Source organism: Scandinavium sp. M-37, assembly GCF_043558715.1.
Lineage (GTDB): Bacteria > Pseudomonadota > Gammaproteobacteria > Enterobacterales > Enterobacteriaceae > Scandinavium > Scandinavium vulneris_A.
Map to the genome: position 1 here is coordinate 131,527 of NZ_JBIGIN010000001.1, position 17,531 is coordinate 149,057.

Annotated in this window: 15 protein-coding genes and 2 pseudogenes; 10 read left to right on the forward strand and 7 right to left on the reverse strand. The window is 51.1% G+C overall.

Annotation, left to right across the window (positions count from 1 at the left end; all coding sequences use genetic code 11):
- Nucleotides 1-24 precede the first annotated feature (24 nt).
- The 7 genes and pseudogenes from ACG0Z5_RS00695 to ACG0Z5_RS00725 all read left to right on the forward strand — a co-directional run.
- On the forward strand, nucleotides 25-708 hold the full coding sequence (locus ACG0Z5_RS00695) for a fimbrial assembly chaperone (protein WP_394444835.1): 684 nt from the start codon (nucleotides 25-27) through the stop codon (nucleotides 706-708).
- A gap of 38 nt (nucleotides 709-746) precedes the next feature.
- Nucleotides 747-3,332: a fimbria/pilus outer membrane usher protein gene (locus ACG0Z5_RS00700; RefSeq protein WP_394444836.1), complete on the forward strand. Its 2,586-nt coding sequence runs from the start codon at nucleotides 747-749 to the stop codon at nucleotides 3,330-3,332.
- A complete protein-coding gene (locus ACG0Z5_RS00705; RefSeq protein WP_394444837.1) occupies nucleotides 3,332-3,934 on the forward strand; it encodes a fimbrial protein in 603 nt (200 codons plus the stop codon). The genes ACG0Z5_RS00700 and ACG0Z5_RS00705 overlap by 1 nt, the downstream gene beginning before the upstream one ends.
- A gap of 24 nt (nucleotides 3,935-3,958) precedes the next feature.
- Nucleotides 3,959-5,098, forward strand: a complete 1,140-nt coding sequence (locus ACG0Z5_RS00710) for a type 1 fimbrial protein (RefSeq protein ID WP_394444838.1) — start codon at nucleotides 3,959-3,961, stop codon at nucleotides 5,096-5,098.
- A 606-nt stretch (nucleotides 5,099-5,704) separates the two neighbouring features.
- Nucleotides 5,705-6,382 (forward strand): helix-turn-helix domain-containing protein, encoded by a 678-nt coding sequence (locus ACG0Z5_RS00715; RefSeq protein ID WP_394444839.1) that lies wholly within the window; start codon nucleotides 5,705-5,707, stop codon nucleotides 6,380-6,382.
- 48 nt (nucleotides 6,383-6,430) lie between these two features.
- Nucleotides 6,431-6,713 (forward strand): annotated as a pseudogene (locus tag ACG0Z5_RS00720) (IS3 family transposase); the annotation flags it as partial.
- A 2-nt stretch (nucleotides 6,714-6,715) separates the two neighbouring features.
- Nucleotides 6,716-6,843 (forward strand): annotated as a pseudogene (locus ACG0Z5_RS00725) (type II toxin-antitoxin system RelB/DinJ family antitoxin); the annotation flags it as partial.
- Between the two features lie 164 nt (nucleotides 6,844-7,007).
- On the opposite strand, the gene ACG0Z5_RS00730 reads toward ACG0Z5_RS00725, so the two are convergent.
- Nucleotides 7,008-8,039 carry an AI-2E family transporter gene (locus tag ACG0Z5_RS00730; protein ID WP_394444840.1) on the reverse strand — a complete coding sequence of 344 codons (1,032 nt, stop codon included), beginning with the start codon at nucleotides 8,037-8,039 and terminating at the stop codon, nucleotides 7,008-7,010.
- A 398-nt stretch (nucleotides 8,040-8,437) separates the two neighbouring features.
- On the opposite strand from ACG0Z5_RS00730, the gene mdtJ reads away from it, so the two are divergent.
- The 3 genes from mdtJ to ACG0Z5_RS00745 all read left to right on the forward strand — a co-directional run bounded on the left by mdtJ (nucleotide 8,438) and on the right by ACG0Z5_RS00745 (nucleotide 11,384).
- Nucleotides 8,438-8,800, forward strand: a complete 363-nt coding sequence (gene mdtJ, locus ACG0Z5_RS00735; protein WP_319786727.1) for a multidrug/spermidine efflux SMR transporter subunit MdtJ — start codon at nucleotides 8,438-8,440, stop codon at nucleotides 8,798-8,800.
- Entirely contained in the window at nucleotides 8,787-9,116 is a 330-nt protein-coding gene (gene mdtI / locus ACG0Z5_RS00740; RefSeq protein WP_319786728.1) for a multidrug/spermidine efflux SMR transporter subunit MdtI, read from the forward strand. Before mdtJ ends, mdtI begins: the two co-directional genes overlap by 14 nt.
- 105 nt (nucleotides 9,117-9,221) lie before the next feature.
- Nucleotides 9,222-11,384 carry an EAL domain-containing protein gene (locus tag ACG0Z5_RS00745; protein ID WP_394444841.1) on the forward strand — a complete coding sequence of 721 codons (2,163 nt, stop codon included), beginning with the start codon at nucleotides 9,222-9,224 and terminating at the stop codon, nucleotides 11,382-11,384.
- On the opposite strand, the gene ACG0Z5_RS00750 is transcribed toward ACG0Z5_RS00745, so the two are convergent.
- The 6 genes from ACG0Z5_RS00750 to ACG0Z5_RS00775 all read right to left on the reverse strand — a co-directional run bounded on the left by ACG0Z5_RS00750 (nucleotide 11,385) and on the right by ACG0Z5_RS00775 (nucleotide 17,484).
- Complete coding sequence (locus ACG0Z5_RS00750) at nucleotides 11,385-12,209, reverse strand: trypsin-like serine peptidase (protein ID WP_394444843.1); 825 nt, start codon at nucleotides 12,207-12,209, stop codon at nucleotides 11,385-11,387.
- 260 nt (nucleotides 12,210-12,469) lie between these two features.
- Nucleotides 12,470-12,841: an acid resistance repetitive basic protein Asr gene (asr, locus tag ACG0Z5_RS00755; protein ID WP_394444844.1), complete on the reverse strand. Its 372-nt coding sequence runs from the start codon at nucleotides 12,839-12,841 to the stop codon at nucleotides 12,470-12,472.
- Between the two features lie 134 nt (nucleotides 12,842-12,975).
- Nucleotides 12,976-13,302 carry a hypothetical protein gene (locus tag ACG0Z5_RS00760; protein WP_394444845.1) on the reverse strand — a complete coding sequence of 109 codons (327 nt, stop codon included), beginning with the start codon at nucleotides 13,300-13,302 and terminating at the stop codon, nucleotides 12,976-12,978.
- 21 nt (nucleotides 13,303-13,323) lie between these two features.
- On the reverse strand, nucleotides 13,324-14,373 hold the full coding sequence (locus ACG0Z5_RS00765; protein ID WP_394444846.1) for a hypothetical protein: 1,050 nt from the start codon (nucleotides 14,371-14,373) through the stop codon (nucleotides 13,324-13,326).
- Between the two features lie 228 nt (nucleotides 14,374-14,601).
- The gene (locus ACG0Z5_RS00770) at nucleotides 14,602-16,092 is read right to left on the reverse strand and encodes a carboxypeptidase M32 (protein ID WP_394444847.1); all 1,491 of its coding nucleotides are present in this window, start codon (nucleotides 16,090-16,092) and stop codon (nucleotides 14,602-14,604) included.
- Nucleotides 16,093-16,233: 141 nt separating this feature from the next.
- A complete protein-coding gene (locus ACG0Z5_RS00775) occupies nucleotides 16,234-17,484 on the reverse strand; it encodes an MFS transporter (protein WP_394444848.1) in 1,251 nt (416 codons plus the stop codon).
- Nucleotides 17,485-17,531: the final 47 nt, after the last annotated feature.

Consider the following 17,531-nt stretch of genomic DNA (forward strand, 5'->3'; position numbering starts at 1 on the left):
CTCCTTTTTGTTTGCGAGTAATTTATGAAACCAATAGCAGCCCTTCTTTTATGTGCAACCAGCGCCATGAGCTTTCATGCTGCCGCCAGTATTGTTGTAGGTGGAACGCGTGTAGTGTTTGATGGTACCCATCAGGCAGCCTCAATCTCTGTAGAAAACTCGGATAAGGTCACTAACCTGGTCCAAACCTGGGTGAGTCAGGCAGATAACGGAAGCCTGAAAAAAGAGAGCATGATTATTACACCGCCATTATTTCGCTTAGAGGCCGGTAAAAAAGCCTCGATCCGTATTGTCCGTTCCGGTTTGCCAGTACAGGAAGACAGGGAGTCTATGTTATGGCTGAATGTTAAAGGGATCCCGGCGTCGGAGGACGTTGCTAATAAGAACACCATGCAAATTGCGATTAACTCAAAAATAAAACTGATTTATCGACCTGCGGCGATGAAAGGGAAACGCCCCGAAAATAGTGCCAACAAACTGTTCTGGAAATCTACAGGGACCAGTCTGCAGGTCAATAACCCAACCCCATTTTATATGAACTTCTCCAGTATTGATGTCAATAACAAACATTTGAACGCACAATATTTTGTCGCTCCATTTTCTGTGCTGAGTATTTCAGAAGGGAAAATAGCACCACATGGAAAAATAACTTGGTCGATTATTAACGACTATGGCGTCAAAGGTCAGGATTACGTCACAACTTATTAATAAGTCATAAAAGTATCCGCAAAGGATACAGGGTTAAAATGGAAAAAGTTAAGCATACCCATGTCCTTTTTTTAGGGCTGGGGCTCAGCATTGCCTTTAATATCTCTAGCGTATCAGCGAAAGAATATTTCGATCCTCATCTTTTGGAAACGGAAAGCACAAGTGCGCCAACAATGGACCTGAGCCTGTTTGCCAAAGATGAGGTACCGCCAGGTGATTACAATGTTGATATTTATATCAATGGTAGCCTTGTTGATACCAAAACGATTTCGTTTCGGACATTGACTCACGGCAAGAAAGACTCCGCATCTCGCGATATAGGGGCATGTCTGAGCATAGCTCAACTTAAAGCATGGAACGTTCGGGTCAGCAGCTACTTCACCGATAAAGATAAAGAGAATGAATGCATTGACCTTTATGCCATCCCTGAATTGCAGGAAAGAATGGATTTAGGCCAACAGCGCTATGATTTGACGATCCCGCAAGTCGCCATGCTTAATACTGCTCGTGGGTATGTCTCACCGGAACGCTGGGATGAAGGAATTACTGCGGGCCTACTTAACTACAACATGTCGGGACAGCAGGATTTGCATCAACGCAGCGGGACTGACAGCAGTAACCAGTTTGTCAGCCTGCAACCTGGGTTGAATATCGGTGCCTGGCGTTTCCGCAACTATTCGACCTATACCCATTCTCAGAATGAAAACGACTGGGATTCTATCTATACCTACGTATCACGCGATATTAAGTCGCTGAAAAGTCAGATGATGCTGGGACAGGGTACCACCCGGGGCGGTATCTTTGACAGCGTGAGTTTTAGCGGCGTGCAACTCTATTCCGATAACGATATGAAACCCGACAGCATGCAAGGTTTTGCACCTGTTATCCGGGGTATCGCCAGAAGTAATGCCGAAGTGACGGTCTATCAGAATGGGCACAGTATCTATAAAGCCACTGTGCCGCCTGGTCCGTTTGAATTTGATGATATGTACCCTACCGGCAGTTCTGGTGATCTGCGAGTGGTGGTTAAAGAGTCTGATGGAACGAAAAACAGCTTTATCGTGCCATACGCCACACTGCCAGTTTTGCAGCGTGAAGGGCAGGTCCAGTATGGGTTGGTGGCGGGCCAGACCCGCCAGGATGGCTCCGATGCTAAAGAGTTTAACTTTGTGCAGGGTTCTGCTGCCTGGGGCGTAGGAAAAGGGGTGACGCTGTACGGGGGATATATTCAGGCGGAAGACCAATATTCCAACCTGATTATTGGCACTGGTTTCAATATGGGCAGTGCCGGAGCACTCTCAATTGATGCCTCGCAATCTTGGGCGGATATTCCGCAGCCGAACAATATGCACCAGCAAGAACATCGCAACGGCCAGTCTTATCGCGTCCGCTACAGTAAAACTTTGCAGCAGACCAATACTGATGTTTCTGTTGCCGGTTACAAATTTTCGACCCGTGGTTATCTCTCATTTCAGGACTTCCTGAATAACTGGGATGCAGACAACAGTTCGATAAATGATGGTCGCGAACGTAACCGTTATGACGTGACTATTTCACAAAATATGTCTTTCGGTACCTTATCTCTGAGTATGTTTGATGAGTCGTACTGGAACAGCGAACATGCCAACTCGTTGAATGTCGGTTTTAGTAGTGCATGGGGACCCGTTTCGTATTCGTTGAACTATGCGCACACGAAAAACGCTTCCGGATACAGCAATGAGACGGAGGATGATGGTGAAAACGATGACGTTTTTTCGCTCAACCTGAGCGTACCGTTTAGCGCCTTTAGCCACAGCGACTTGGCACAGTCCATGTCGGTAAACTATGCCATGAACAGCAGCAAGAATGGCGACACCACGCATAATATGGGTATTTCTGGCTCTGCACTGAAGGACAATCAATTGAGCTGGCAGGTTTCAGAGGGCTATAACGCGGATTCGCAAGCCACTAATGGTAACGTGAGCGTCGGTTACCAGAGCAACTATGCCGATGTTTCTGCCGGATACAGCTATGACAATTACAGCCGTCGTCTGAACTACAGTCTGCGCGGTGGGATGATTGCACATAGCGATGGCATTACCCTTGGCCGTCAGCTCAATGACAGCGTGGCGTTAGTTGAAACGCCAGGGGTTTCTGGGATGTCGGTGAGCGGTCAGACCAACGTGCATACCGATATGTTTGGTAACGCGGTTGTGCCATTCGTGCGTCCGTATCACACCAATCAGATTTCACTGAATACGGTTGACAACGATGCCACGAATGCGGCGATTGATAACGTTAGCAAGACCGTCGTGCCGACAAAAGGGGCCGTGGTGCGAGTGAAATACAGCACCTGGATTGGCCGTAAGGCAATGATGACCCTGAGCTTTAACAACAAACCAGTACCGTTTGGTGCGGTCGTCACCCAATTGAATGACGATACAGTGGAAACTCGCAGCAGTATCGTGGGTGAAGGGGGAGAGGTATATCTGGTCGGACTTGCCGATAAAGGACACCTACAGGTGAAGTGGGGAGAGGATGTAAACCGCGAGTGCTCGGTGGATTACTCATTGGCAAATGCTACCGCCCATGCCGATATTCTGTTTATAAATAGTATCTGTACGCCTGTTGCGGGGGCAAACTAATGTCTTATTTACATCAGCCAGACTATGCACTGAAATTCATACCCCTTGTGTTACGACACTATTTATTGGGTTTGTTACTGATGAGTGTCCCTATTTCTCAAGGACTGGCGGTCAGTGACAAGGACATTCTTCATTTCAATGTCACTGGGAATATTATTGACGGAACCTGTAATGTGACTAAACCTGAAATCGTCGACTTAGGTAAATATTACTGGAAAGATTTCGCCGTTGCTGGGGGAAATACAGGCAATGTCCCGGTTACAATTGCTTTTGATGGCTGCACTGCGGGACTCAGTAAGGCAACCATTACATTCTCCGGAACACCTTATTATGAAGATCAGGCATACGGTTCGGTTATTTATGCCAACCAGGTTACTGTCCAGTCTGGCGGTGCGACAGATGTCGGGTTACAACTTTTCATCAGGGATCATGACCACCCACTCAACGGCGTTGCACTGGCAAACGGAGTGAATTATCCGGTCGAAATTGATGCTAACCATAGCGGCTCCATGACCTTTGAATCAAGGATGTACACCCCGCATGGAAGTCCGACACCCGGTGCCTTCAGCAGTGCCATTACCCTGAACGTTATGTATAATTAACCACCATAATTAAAGGCAGAGAACGTGTCAAAATATCTTTATGCCATAGTGCTATTGCTGGGAATTATTCCCCAACTAGCGCAGGCAAAATGTAATCGTGACAATAGCGATGATCACCCGACTATAAGTACAATTTCCTTACCATCACAAATTTTGGTCAGTAGTAAAAATTACAGTGGAGGAGAAATACTTTATGACTCCGGTTATATTTCAGGAAACGATGGTGAATTAACGATTAAAAACTGTAGTAATAATTACTACGTAGGATTTCACTACAATATGACGCATTTGGCTGGTGTATCGCCGGTCTTAGACGGCGTTTTTCCGACCTCGTTACCGGGGATTGGTATCCGAACCTATACCTTAAACCAGGCAGGTCCATACGACATGGAACGTATTATCGATAATTCGTGGCAGCAGGGAGATGGTGAAAGCGATCACACCCTCAATAATTCATCCTACCGCGTGCAGTTGGTGGCCACTGGAGGACCAATAACCAGTGGCTCGATAACTGATATCGGCAAGCTTGCAACAGTAGAGTTTCGCGAGGGACAAAGTAGCAGTAACGACGGCGATAATGCCTCGGAGCTTTTTCTCACGGCGACAGATGTTCAGGTTATCGCCATGGGATGTTCGGCCTCAGTGTCGGAAGTGAATTTCGCCATGGGCGATATCGATGTATCAGCATTTAACAGCTCACCAGTGGTTGAAGGGCCGCCACAAAATGTCAGCCTCAGCTGCGTGGCCGGAACAAATGTGACCCTCGGGCTCACAGGGGTGAATGCTGTGACTGAAGGAGATTCTCAGGACGGGACGGTTATTGCATTGACCAATGATGGTTCCGGCACAACGGCTACTGGCGTAGGCGTTCAATTAAGTGTCTCCACATCCGCCCTGCCGCGGACGTATTTAAAACCCAACAACACTATTACGCTTTTCCAGTCTAGCAGAGTCTCGGCCGCAGACTGGTCTGATGGCGCAGATGCCGCCGGACAAAGTATTAGTGATCAAGGTTCAGCCAGCAGTTTTACTGACAGCGCAAATCCTGGTGGGGCGTCAGAGTCTGAGGCTATCACCTTCTATGCCAATTATTATAAAACCGCGGCCACGATTACCCCGGGGTCCGCGAATGCGGTTGGCATGCTGACACTGCAATATAATTGACGAGGAGCGACGGGCTTACATGCGAGCATAAGCCCGTTTGCATCTTAGCAACCGACCGAACCGGTAGTGCAGCAGGGTAGCGACACCGACACCTAAAGCAGAACAGGGCATTCAGCCACGATCTGACGGTGTGCCTTATCCTGCGGTATTTCGGCTTTTCTGCTATGGGTGTTTCTGACACTTTTTTCACGTGTCATCTCCATATTTCTGCTGGGCATTTCCTAATGCGCTCAATGGCGCATCGGCCAATACAAATTCATTCATGTTTTAGCTGCCTCTAGACTTTACGCAAACCGTAACAGAACAATGTGAAAAACACGGGAAAACTCTGAGCGCTAACTTGCTGAATATAACAGCGAGCGTATTCATGAGTCACCTAGGGTTCCGGCTGATGGCTTAAACCCCAAAAATCTCAAACACTATGTAGAACAAAAAACAGGCTCGCATATTATTAAAAAGCGTAAAACTCAAGCTAATTCAAATCCAAAATAAACCAAAAAAGCGCTATCTATCATAACTTGCATTCAGTTTTAATGACTCACATCAATTTTTTGGCGCTTTCTAGGAAGTGTTGTCGCATTTATACAATATGGGACTTGATTTATAATGAAAACACTTTTTGAGAAAATCAGAGCAAAACAGAAGAAATTCTTGGCGCAGATGGATCTCGAAAAATTCAAGCATGTTGGCAAAACAGTCCGCCTCAAAAAAGGGGATGTTATTGCCAACCCGAAAGGCGAGATTATTGTTGCGATAGAAGGTGGACTTAGCCTTTGCATGGATCCCGATATTGAACGCACCACCCATAAATATATGACCAGTGAGTCGTTGCTATTCTTTACGGTGATGCCCTTTACCATCCTGGGTTATGCCAATTCCTATGCGACGCATGTGCCGCTTTATTATTACGTGGAACAAGACATTTCCATCCTCAAAATGACCTGTCAAGAATTCGAAGATAACTTCCTGCATAAAGATGAAAAAACCCGGATCGATACATTATCTATGCTTTCATTTTCAACGGCTTATATGCTAGATATTATCAATGAGAGAATTGGAATGCAGGGTTATGAGATTATCCGCTCTTTAATTTACCGCTACATGGCCATCTCAACTGAAACTAATATCAATGCGACAAGTCTTTCGTCCTTCATTGTTAAGCGTTCAAAACTTTCCCGCAGCTATGTGTTCAAAATTTTGTCAGAACTGAAACTGGGAGGTTACATCAATATGGTGAATGGGAAATTACTCTCGATTAATTCACATCTTCCAGAAAGGTTCTGACGTCAATGGCCTGACCCTGTTTCGGTAGATGATCGTGCCCGATAGTTTGCGCATAGGAGGATACTGAGGCTACGGGCGCAAATGAAACTCACCGAAGAAGAGCGGGATTTCAAGGATAAGGCGCGCGATACTTTGCAAGGGAGCCCGACTGAAATACCACTTTTTCAATGATCACCACACTGTATGGGGAGTCATAACTCACTATCGGGTACTGAACGTCGCCCGGGCCGAGTTTTATGCGTGGCTGCATAATCCCGTCTCTGCACGCGATCATGACAACCAGCCTCTGCTGATATTCAACCGTGATTCATTTGCACTGAGCGGTGGCGTCTTATCGCTGACAATGAATGTTTGCCGTTCAAGCAGATATCCTGAGTGATGAAGATGCCGAGCTCGTGGATATAGTTAAAGAGCACCTTCGTAATCCTAAGCCTGTTCGTGTGACTTTGGACGATCTCTGATAGCGTATCCTCTGAACTTCGGCAGGACATTTCTGTCTCGCAGTGAAGGTGCTACTTCTGCTTTGCGTTGACACGATAAAGCGCCTGGCGGCACTGACACTTGCCAGGCCTACGAACCGCAGGCCCGATAAGCGCCATCGGGCTTACAAGCGTTTATTGTCCTGTTATTTACTCAAATCACTCAACAACACCGCAATGCTTTGTCCACCCTCGGTGTGCTCAAGGCCGATTTTGACGATGATGGTCAGCGGCACCGACAGCAACATGCCGACCGGGCCGAGTAGCCAACCCCAGAATATTAACGATAAAAATACCACCAGGGTGGAGAGCCCCAGGCCGCGGCCCATGATCCGAGGTTCGAGAATATTGCCGAACACCATGTTGATTGCCAGATAACCGGCCAGCACCACCAGCGCATCGTAGACCGTGCCGAACACCAGCACTTGTAGGATAGGCGGGACGGCGGCGAGCACCGAACCAATATTGGGAATGTAGTTGAGCGCAAACGCCAGCAGACCCCAGATAAAGGCAAAGCGTACGTCGAGCGCGGCGAGCATCGCCCAGGCCACCAACCCGGTCACCAGGCTGATGGCGGTTTTCAGCACCAGATAATGACTTACGCTGTCGAGGGCTTTCTGGATAGCCGCCATGCCTTCCGTCGGGCGGACCATCATTTGCTGGAGCTTGGCCGGAAGCTGCGGCACTTCAAACAGCATAAACACCACCGTCAACAGCAGCAGGAATATTGACGACATGGCGTTGGTGAGCTGCGTCAGCAGGCCAGTGACCAGAGTCATGGCGGCATTAGGGTCGATGTATTTAACCAGCTCATTGACCGACACCTCAATGCCAAAACGCTGAAGCAACGGTTCGAGGCGTTCCAGCGGCACAATCAGCGACGAACGGTATTGCGGCAGGGTACGGGCCAGTTCGTTCAGCGAAGTGCCTATCGAGGCCAGCAGTAACACCGCCGCCATAATGATAAAGCCGATCAGCAGCGTGACCGCCAGCCCGCGTGGCATCCGCCAGCGCACCAGCAGCTGCACCACCGGGTTCAGCACCACCGCGATAAACAGCGCCAGAATAAAGGGCACCACAATATCGGCAGCAAAACGAATGCCCGCAAGGATAATCACCAGCATCCCCAGCATGATGACTATCTTTAATCCATTAAGAGTAATGCCCGACTTTGCCATAACGTTCCCTGATAAAATGTTTAACAACATTATAATGTCGTAAGCGTTAAGAACATACTTATTCCCGTTTATCCGCCTCGGTAAAGAATTGAAAAGGTTTTGAGTTTATTGTGCCGCTATGCCAGAATTAGGGCGTGTATAACTACTGAGGACAATTTTCATCCGCAAAGACGAGAAGCAACACCGCGGATAATTGTAATTTTATGGACATGTTGTTCAGAACCCGCACTACCACGCAATCTTTTGTTTTCCCTTCCTTTTTCTTGCTATCCGGTGAGCAGCACTGGCGCTCTGCGCTATAGTCATCTCCTTCGTTTGAGCCAAATTTTAATCACTTTTTTACGGTTTGCGTCTGACGCGAACTGCAACGGATTATATTCTCAGGCAGGAGAAGAACCATGTTTTACTGGATATTATTAGCCTTAGCGATCGTCGCTGAAATTACAGGTACGCTGTCTATGAAATGGGCAAGCGTTAGCGATGGTAATACCGGTTATATTTTAATGCTGGGCATGATTGCCCTTTCTTATATTTTCCTTTCCTTTGCGGTGAAAAAAATCGCCCTCGGGGTGGCCTACGCACTGTGGGAAGGCGTGGGTATATTGTTGATTACGCTGTTTAGCGTACTGATATTTGATGAAAGTTTGACCGTGATGAAAGCGGCGGGCCTGGCCACACTGGTCATGGGGATTGTGTTGATCAAATCAGGCACCCGCAAAGCAAAAAGCCCGCGTGCCGAGGTGAACCATGCCGCAGTTTGAGTGGGTTCACGGGGCATGGCTGGCCGCTGCGATTGTGCTGGAAATTGCCGCCAATATATTCCTTAAATTCTCCGACGGTTTTCGTCGCAAGATATATGGCATATTGTCGCTGGTGGCCGTGCTGGCCGCGTTCAGCGCGTTATCGCAGGCGGTAAAAGGGATTGATCTCTCCGTCGCCTACGCAATTTGGGGTGGTTTTGGCGTGGTGGCGACGCTTGCGGCAGGCTGGATCCTGTTCGGTCAACGCCTTAATTACAAAGGCTGGATTGGGCTAGTCTTTCTGGTCGCCGGTATGGTGATGATTAAACTCGCATGATGTGACGCTGCCCGCGTTTGCGGGCAGCGAAAAACGCGGGCTGTATTACGCTAATTAAACAAGGTGCATTTTCCCAAGTGCTGAGCACTTGCAGGAGGGTTGCGAATGTTTAATCCGTCTCGCTGGCGTAATATCGCCACCGCCAGAACGCTTTTTGTGATGCTATTTTTGGCGGGCATCGGTCTTATTATTTCTGTAGTCTCTCTGTTATATCTCTCCCAGCACCTGATCAGCAGCAAAACCAATGCCATTGACGCCCACCGTTCAGCGCTTTCCGTCGATGGTGCCATTCAGACCTCGGTGAACCGGGTGCTATCACTGGTGGTGGATAACGCCATCTGGGACGACGCGGTACATAAAGTCTATCCGCCCACGCTTGATACCCGCTGGCTGTACGATACCTGGGGGGCGGGCTTCAAAATCAATAATCTCTACGACGGCACCTTCGTCCTGGATGAACATTACCAGGTACTGTGGGGATCGTTTCACAGCCAGCCGTTTAATGAACGTAATCTGGATTTTTTTGGTGAGGGCTTTGCGGCGCTGGTAGCCCAACACGCGGCAGATCTTGCCAGTGGGAAAAATATCTACGCCGGGATAACCGAGACCCGCGAGGGCATTGCCTTTGTCGGGATTGGTCTTATCCGTCCCATGACTGGCCGCCTGCAAATTTATGACGCCACCCGACGCTATCTGGTCATTACTCGCCATCTCAACCCCGGAATTCTGAAAGATTTGGGCAACACCTTCCAGATCGACAATCTGAATCTGACCCCGGCAAAAACGAGCGACTACAGCGTGCCGCTGCGCAGTTCGAGCGGCAAAGTGATGGCCTTTCTCAACTGGCACCCGCGTTTGCCGGGGGCGGAAGCAGCAATGGCGGCCTCGCCCGAGATCCGCAAAATCGTTGCGCTGGCGGCGGGGCTGATTTTGCTGTTCATCATTCTGAGCAGCCTCGGGCTGTACAAATTGGCGCGGGGCGAAAAACAGGCGCGCGAGATTGCGCTCACCGACTGGCTAAGCCATTTGCCTAACCGGCGCGCGCTGATTGAACATCTTGAAAAAGTCAGTCCTCGCGCGGATGACGCGCTTAAAACCGTGGTTTTCATCGACCTGGACGGCTTCAAAGATGTGAATGACATCTACGGGCATGACGTTGGCGACACGCTGATTGTGCATATTGCGCATACCCTGCAACAGCAGGTGCCCGCGGGCGGAATGCTGGCCAGACTCGGCGGGGATGAGTTTGCGATGACCGTCAGCGGGGAGGCGTCCGGGCAGAAAGCGGCGGCGTTTGCCGGAAGCGTGCTCGACTATCTCACTCATCCGATTCGTCTCGGCGAGCGCACCATTCATATCAGCGCCAGCATCGGCATCGCCAGTGGCACGCTGGCCAGCAGCCCGAGCACTGAGCTGTTCCGCCGGGCGGATATCGCCATGTATCACTCTAAAATTACCGGAAAAGGGCGCATAACCCATTACGATGCGGAGCTGAACAGCGCCAGGGAATACCAGCTCAGCGTAGAGAACGACATCCGCGACGGACTGGAAAACGATGAGTTTGAGGTCTGGTATCAGCCCATTGTCGATGCGCGCACCCAGGTGATGACCGGCGTGGAGGCACTGGTGCGCTGGCCGCGACGGCCAAAAGGCGAACTGAAACCGGATGCGTTCATCGCCATCGCCGAAACCAGTGGGCTGATATATTCTCTCGGTCAATTTGTTTTGCGCCGGGCCTGCACGGATTTGCAGGCGCTCGATGAATTAAAACTGTCGGTGAATATTTCCCCGGCGCAGTTTCGCGATCCGGAATTTGAAAACAAAGTGGCGCGGGTGCTGGAGTCCTGCCACTTTCCGCCGTATCGCCTACAGCTTGAAGTCACGGAAACCTATGTGCTGGAAAATCCGGAGCGTGCGCGGGCGGCGATTTCGAATCTGAAAATGCTCGGCACCGCCGTGGCGCTGGATGATTTTGGCACCGGTTATTCCAGCATCGGCTATCTGCGGCGCTTCAATTTCGACACTATCAAAATCGACAAGTCATTGGCCGGTTTGGTGGATAACGACGATCAGGCGGCGGCCCTGGTGGGCGGCACCATTCGGATTGCCAGCGCCCTGGGGATGACGGTGATTGCGGAAGGGGTGGAAAACGAAAAACAGATGAAGCTGTTGCGGCTGGCGGGTTGCGATCAGTTGCAGGGCTTTTGGTTCAGCGAACCGATGCCCATTTCGTCGCTGCTGCAGTTACGGCAGCAGCGACAGTGTTGATTACTGATTGGCCAGCGCTTCGAGTTTGTCCCGAAAACCGGTGACGGAGATCGCCCGGTTATCCGCCCGCCAGCGGTCTTTCGCCGCCGGGGCCGAACTTTGCACGCCAATCAGCTGCCAGCCGTCGTCGGTTTTGATCATCAACGGCGAACCGCTGTCGCCTGGTAACGTATCGCACTGATGCGACAACACGGTGGTTTGCGCCCAGCCGGTCACCAGGCAGTTGTTATGGGTATACAGCGTATCCAGATGATCGAGCGGATAGCCGGATTGCGTCACCTGACGATCGGCGGTTTTCAGCGCGGCGGTCAGCGCATCTTTATCCCCGGCAAACAGCGGCAGCGGGGTAATGCCTGACGGCGGATAACGCAAAACGATCAGGCCAAAATCCCACGGTGCGGCAGACGAAGGCACAATCCAGCCTTCACCGTCTGGCTTCAGACGTTTACCCAGCGAAGGCTCAACCCGGCCTTCGATGCCATGAATTTCATAACGCCAGGCACCTTTCTGCGAGACAAAGCGCAGCGCGACCGGCTTGTCCAGCTTACCGCGCGGCGGTGTGAGCAGACAATGTCCGGCGGTTAACGCCAGATGTGGCGAAATTAAGGTCGCGGTACACAGATTCCCGCTGGCGGTTTCCAGTTGGCCGATAGCATCCCATGGGGATTGCGTCGGATTGGTGACCTTGACGCGGTCATCATGATTAAAAAATAGCGTCTTGAGATCTTTGGCACTGATGCCCGTATCGTCGCTGTCTTCGTCAGCGTGGGTCAGGGGAGAAAAAAGGCAAACGGCTCCCAGTAAAACCACTGTGGATCTGCGCATAACACTCTCTGAAGGGGTAATTATGATTATTAAAAGGTAAACCCAATGAGATTACTATAGACGGGATGAATGAAAAGTGGGAGTAAAATCAGCGTGCTACACTCAGGATAAAAAGAACCGGGTGGCTACCAGCGCACAGATTATCAGCAATAAAAGGATGAGCTCAAAACGATAGCGACGCAACATCATTGCTCTCCGTAAAAAAACGGCGCTGAAGCAGCGCCGATTTAGTATACAAAACCTTACTACCGACTGCGAACTTATGCAGCTGGCTGAGCGGCTGGTTTAGCAGCAGGTTGGGTGGTTGCTTTTTTGTGATGCTTTTTAGCGGCCTGAGCTTTCTGCTCTACGGCTGGTTTGGTTGCTGCTTTTTTGTGGTGCTTTTTAGCGGCCTGAGCTTTCTGCTCTACGGCTGGTTTGGTTGCTGCTTTTTTGTGGTGCTTTTTGGCAGCCTGCGCTTTCTGCTCGGTAGCGGCTTTTTTGTGTTTCTTGTGATGCGTGGTTTTAGCCGGTGCAGCGTGAGTGGTTGCAGCAGGCGCAGCGGCCGGTGCGGTAGCCGCAGTGTCAGCGGCGAAAGCAGCAGAAGACAGACCCATAGCAGCGGCAACAACCAGAGCTAATACTTTTTTCATTCTGAAATCCTCGAATTTGGTTTCTATGTTCAACCCCACTGCGGGGCCGTTGAAATGACTATATGCTTGTCTTATCGAGGTTTCCGTGGGTGATTGGTATCGGCGTGTAACCATATGTACAACCCGTACCGTTGTCAGTAAAGCGAGCCCTGGGTCAGGGTCAGCAGATAGCTCATGTGCGCATCATCGTTATGCAGCTTGGCCGCGGTTTGTAAAAGGTAAAGGGTGTTAATCAGGCTATCAGCCTGTGCTGCTGTGAATCTCGTCTTATAAAAATCATATCCCTTGTCGACATACATTTTCTCCATCCCTGAAAGGCGAATACTTTCACTGGCACAATAGCGGCAGGCGCTGTGCATGTTACTTGCTAATAAAGAGTAAACCGACATCGGGTTATGTTCATCAAACAGTAACCGGTAAATAGTGTAGTACTGCCCAATACTGATTGGTTGGTTAGTCATAATATTTCCCCCATAGACGCGTTAGATAAATACGGTCACTGACTCAACAAGGTCCTTGACGATTTTTCCTGTGGCTTTAAATCCATCGATTAAGTTTTGTCGCTGTTTCTGCTCGCAGGATCGATCGCAGTTGCCATTATAAATATTAATAATGTCGGCCTGAGATTTACGTAAATTTTCCAGAGCGCTGTTTTGCGGGAGTTGAGCATAGGCGGCGTAATCAATATCCTCGCCACATTTCACCTCCGTATATTTTTCTACCGGGAGTGACCGACTCACCGTGGAAATACCGCTGAGCAGATTCTGATAATCCCGTTCGGAATTGAGCGTGTCGCTATAACTCCGGCTGCGTCCTGCGGAAGAACTGATAACCATCGAATGTACCGCAGTCATATTTTTGCGCCAGTTGATGTATCTCCCGACCCGCAGATAGTTACTTTTCTCCATCGCCACAATAGTGCACTGAATGTTGTCCGCATTTTTTAAAATGACCGCTCGGGTCTGGGAGGCTTTACGCTCCTCATCCTGAATGTTTTTGATGGCGGTATACAGCGACCGTGCACTCTGTTCCAGACCGTCACTCGCGGTCAGTTGTCCGGCCTCGCCCTGGGCAACCACCCGTTTTAAGTTCTGAACGGCTTTGTCAAAATAGCGTTGTTGCTGCACTGGTGTGAGCGTTTTAGCCTCCACCAGCGCCGAAATATAATGCAATAATGCCTCGAGAATTAAGGCTTCATCTTTTACCCATTGCGTATGGTCGTAGACGGGGAGATCCAATGGTGAGTCTGTTATTCGACCCTCGGTACAGAGCTTTCCCTCTGTATTGCTTCCATCAAGATAGATGACCGTGGTTTTTTCCAGCGATTGACTGAAACACTCCGGAGCAGAAGCGTAAATAAACAGACGATAATTATTGGCGATGATCTGCTCGGACTGTTGAAGTTGTCGCGTGGAGTCAATGGCTTTTTCTCCGGCATCAATAAGGCTGTCAGAATATTGATTTTCTGTTTGCGCGGTACACCCCGTCAGTAACCACGCTGACAGTAATCCGGCAGTAAAATCCTTGTACATAATGCCCCCAGGCGAAATATTCTCAGGGATTGAGCAATGAGTGAATTGGGTTACTACAGAAATAGAGGAAAATGCGGGGCCTGTAATGTCTTATTTCATCAGCAAACATAATAGAACGGGTGTGAGATAAAATGATGAGTTCAAAAAGGTATGATGCAACCTCATTATTGTTCAGAGCAAAAAAAACGGCGCTATTACAGCGCCGATTGGGTCGAGCAGAGGGAACGCTTATTCTGATAAATAGCGCGCGGTTAAATGCTCGCGGAAATAACGGCTGTTAAGATCTTCACCGGTGGCGTTGATGATAAGCTCCGAGGTGCTGTAGCGGCTGCCGTGCTGCCACACGTTTTGCGACAGCCAGCCGAACAGCGGGTTAAAATTACCCTCGTTCAGATCACGGTCGAGACTCGGCAGCGCCTTGCGGGCGGCCTGGAATAGCTGCGCGGCGTACATCGCCCCGAGGGTGTAGGACGGGAAGTAGCCAAAGCCGCCGTCGGTCCAGTGAATGTCCTGCATACAGCCGTTGCGGTAGTTGCCTTCGGTCGACAGCCCCAGATACTGCTGCATTTTCTCATTCCACAATCCCGGGATGTCGTCGACTTCGATATCGCCATCAATCAACGCCCGTTCAATTTCATAGCGCAAAATCACGTGCGCCGGATAGCTGACTTCGTCGGCATCGACGCGAATGAAACCACGCTCAACGGTCTGGCTCCAGGCGACAAAGTTATCGAGGGTGAAGGCCGGTTGAGCGCCAAAACGCTGCTCGATATGCGGCAGGATCTGTTTCAGGAACGCGGCGCTGCGGCCGAGCTGCATCTCAAAGAACAGGCTTTGCGACTCATGCACCCCCATCGAACGGGCGTGGGCGATCGGCTGGCCCGCCCACTGGCGCGGCAGGTTTTGCTCATAGCGGGCGTGACCGGTTTCGTGGATAACCCCGAACAGGGCGCTGAGCAGATCGTTTTCGTCATAACGGGTGGTGATGCGCACATCTTCCGGCACACCGCCGCAGAACGGATGGGTGCTGACATCGAGGCGGCCGCCGTCGAAATCAAAACCTAGCATCGTCATCGCCTGTAACCCTAGTTCGCGCTGTGAATCAGTCGGGAACGGCCCCTGCGGGTTGATCAGTGTGCGGTTGGCCTGTTTGTCGACCACGGTTTGCAGCAGATCCGGTAGCCAGCTTTTCAGGTCGGCGAACAGGACGTCAAGACGTTGGCTGGTCATGCCTGGCTCGTAGATATCCAGCAGGGCATCGTAGCGCGAACCGCCGCTGGCTTCGGCGCGAATTTTCGCTTCCTCCCGGCTCAGGCGCACTACTTCTTTCAGATTCGGGGCGAATCCTTGCCAGTCATTGTTTTTGCGCTGGGTACGCCAGGCGTGCTCGCAGCGGTTGCCTGCCAGCGATTTGGCTTCCACCAGGCTCTCCGGCAGCAGCGCCGCCTGATGATAAGCGCGGGTCATTTCACGCAGGTTGGCGCGTTCATCATCGCTGAGATTTTCCTGCTGGGCAGCTTCCAGCCATGACGCGACGTTTTTATCGGTCAGAATTTGATGTTGAAGTACGCCGAGCTCAGCCAGAGCTTCGCCGCGGGCCTGGCTTCCACCCGGCGGCATCATCGCCGCCATGTCCCAGCCAGCGATGGCGGAGAGGTGTGAAAAACGGGATAAGCGCTGGAATGTGCGGGTGAGTTGTTGATAGTTGTTATTGGTCATTTTCCTGAATCCAGTTGGGTGACGACGAAATGTGAAAGAGAGCAAAAAACCGGGTGGATTACCGATTATCCCCCCAGGCTATTCACTATCACAGCTCCCAGTGTGCGGCAAATGATGAATCCGTTCATCTGGATTAGTGTATTAATGCAGACGTTTATGCAGGCAGCTGCCGGTGATAAGCGCCAGCACCAGCATTGATGCAATAAAGCCGCCGACACCGTTCCAACCCCAGTTATGCCAGAACACACCGCCCAACGTGCCCGCAAAGCTTGACCCCAGATAGTAGCTGAATAAATACAGCGACGAAGCCTGACCGCGGGCGCGACGGGCGCGGGGGCCAATCCAACTGCTGGCCACGGAGTGGGCGGCGAAGAACCCGGCGGAAAACAGCAGCATACCGAAGAAAATCAACCACAGGGAAGAGAACAGCGTCAGCAGCAAACCGCCCAGCATCACCCCGGTAAAGCCGACCATTACCGGGCCACGACCGTAGCGTTGGGTCATCGCCCCGGCCTTCGGGGAGCTCCAGGTGCCGGTGAGATAGGCGACGGAAAGCAGGCCGACCACCGCCTGGCTCAGCGACCAGGGCGACATCATCAGGCGATAGCCGATGTAGTTAAACAACGTCACGAACGCGCCCATCAGCAGGAAACCCTCGGCGAACAGCAGCGGCAGGCCTTTATCGCGCCAGTGCAGACGGAAGTTGATGAACAGCGATTTTGGGCGCAGCGAGGCGGGTTTGAAGTGGCGGGAGTCCGGCAGAATGCGCCAGAACATCAGCGCCGCGGCGAGGGCAAAGCAACCGATCATGGCGATCGCCACGCGCCAGCCGAAGAAGTCGGTCATCACCCCGGTGATCAGGCGCCCGCTCATGCCGCCAATCGAGTTCCCGCTGATATATAACCCCATCGAAAAGGCGACAAAACTCGGGTGAATTTCCTCGCTGAGATAGGTCATCCCGACCGCCGCCACGCCGCTAAGCGACAGGCCAATCAGCGCACGCATAATCAGAATGCCGTGCCAGCTGGTCATCATCGTCGACAGCAACGTACAGCAGGAGGCCAGCAGCAGGGCGGTGACCATTACCTTTTTACGGCCAATAGCGTCGGACAGCGGCCCGGTAAACAGTAAACCGACCGCTAACAGCGCCGTCGAGACCGACAGGGAAATACTGGCGCTGGCAGGCGACACGCCAAACTCATGCGACAGCACGGGGAGAATAGGTTGAACGCAATAGAGCAGGGCGAAGGTCGCCAGCCCGGCGGAGAACAGCGCCAGCGTGACGCGAATAAACTGCGGCGTACCGCGTTGGATAAACTGGCCCGGCGCGGGAAGACGGATCTCACTGACGTCACTGGCGGGGGGACTGTCAGCGGTGGTAGTACGGCTCACGGAAGGTTCCTTGTTAAAAAATCAGTTAACAACGCCAGAGTAGGAAA

Excerpts from the sequence above, each read along its gene's own strand:
- mdtJ (WP_319786727.1), top strand. The coding sequence starts at position 8,438 with ATGTTTTACTGGATATTATTAGCCTTAGCGATCGTCGCTGAAATTACA.
- ACG0Z5_RS00770 (WP_394444847.1), bottom strand. The coding sequence starts at position 16,092 with ATGACCAATAACAACTATCAACAACTCACCCGCACATTCCAGCGCTTA.
- ACG0Z5_RS00760 (WP_394444845.1), bottom strand. The coding sequence starts at position 13,302 with ATGACTAACCAACCAATCAGTATTGGGCAGTACTACACTATTTACCGG.
- ACG0Z5_RS00695 (WP_394444835.1), top strand. The coding sequence starts at position 25 with ATGAAACCAATAGCAGCCCTTCTTTTATGTGCAACCAGCGCCATGAGC.
- ACG0Z5_RS00700 (WP_394444836.1), top strand. The coding sequence starts at position 747 with ATGGAAAAAGTTAAGCATACCCATGTCCTTTTTTTAGGGCTGGGGCTC.
- ACG0Z5_RS00730 (WP_394444840.1), bottom strand. The coding sequence starts at position 8,039 with ATGGCAAAGTCGGGCATTACTCTTAATGGATTAAAGATAGTCATCATG.
- ACG0Z5_RS00765 (WP_394444846.1), bottom strand. The coding sequence starts at position 14,373 with ATGTACAAGGATTTTACTGCCGGATTACTGTCAGCGTGGTTACTGACG.
- ACG0Z5_RS00750 (WP_394444843.1), bottom strand. The coding sequence starts at position 12,209 with ATGCGCAGATCCACAGTGGTTTTACTGGGAGCCGTTTGCCTTTTTTCT.
- ACG0Z5_RS00745 (WP_394444841.1), top strand. The coding sequence starts at position 9,222 with ATGTTTAATCCGTCTCGCTGGCGTAATATCGCCACCGCCAGAACGCTT.
- ACG0Z5_RS00715 (WP_394444839.1), top strand. The coding sequence starts at position 5,705 with ATGAAAACACTTTTTGAGAAAATCAGAGCAAAACAGAAGAAATTCTTG.
- ACG0Z5_RS00705 (WP_394444837.1), top strand. The coding sequence starts at position 3,332 with ATGTCTTATTTACATCAGCCAGACTATGCACTGAAATTCATACCCCTT.
- asr (WP_394444844.1), bottom strand. The coding sequence starts at position 12,841 with ATGAAAAAAGTATTAGCTCTGGTTGTTGCCGCTGCTATGGGTCTGTCT.
- mdtI (WP_319786728.1), top strand. The coding sequence starts at position 8,787 with ATGCCGCAGTTTGAGTGGGTTCACGGGGCATGGCTGGCCGCTGCGATT.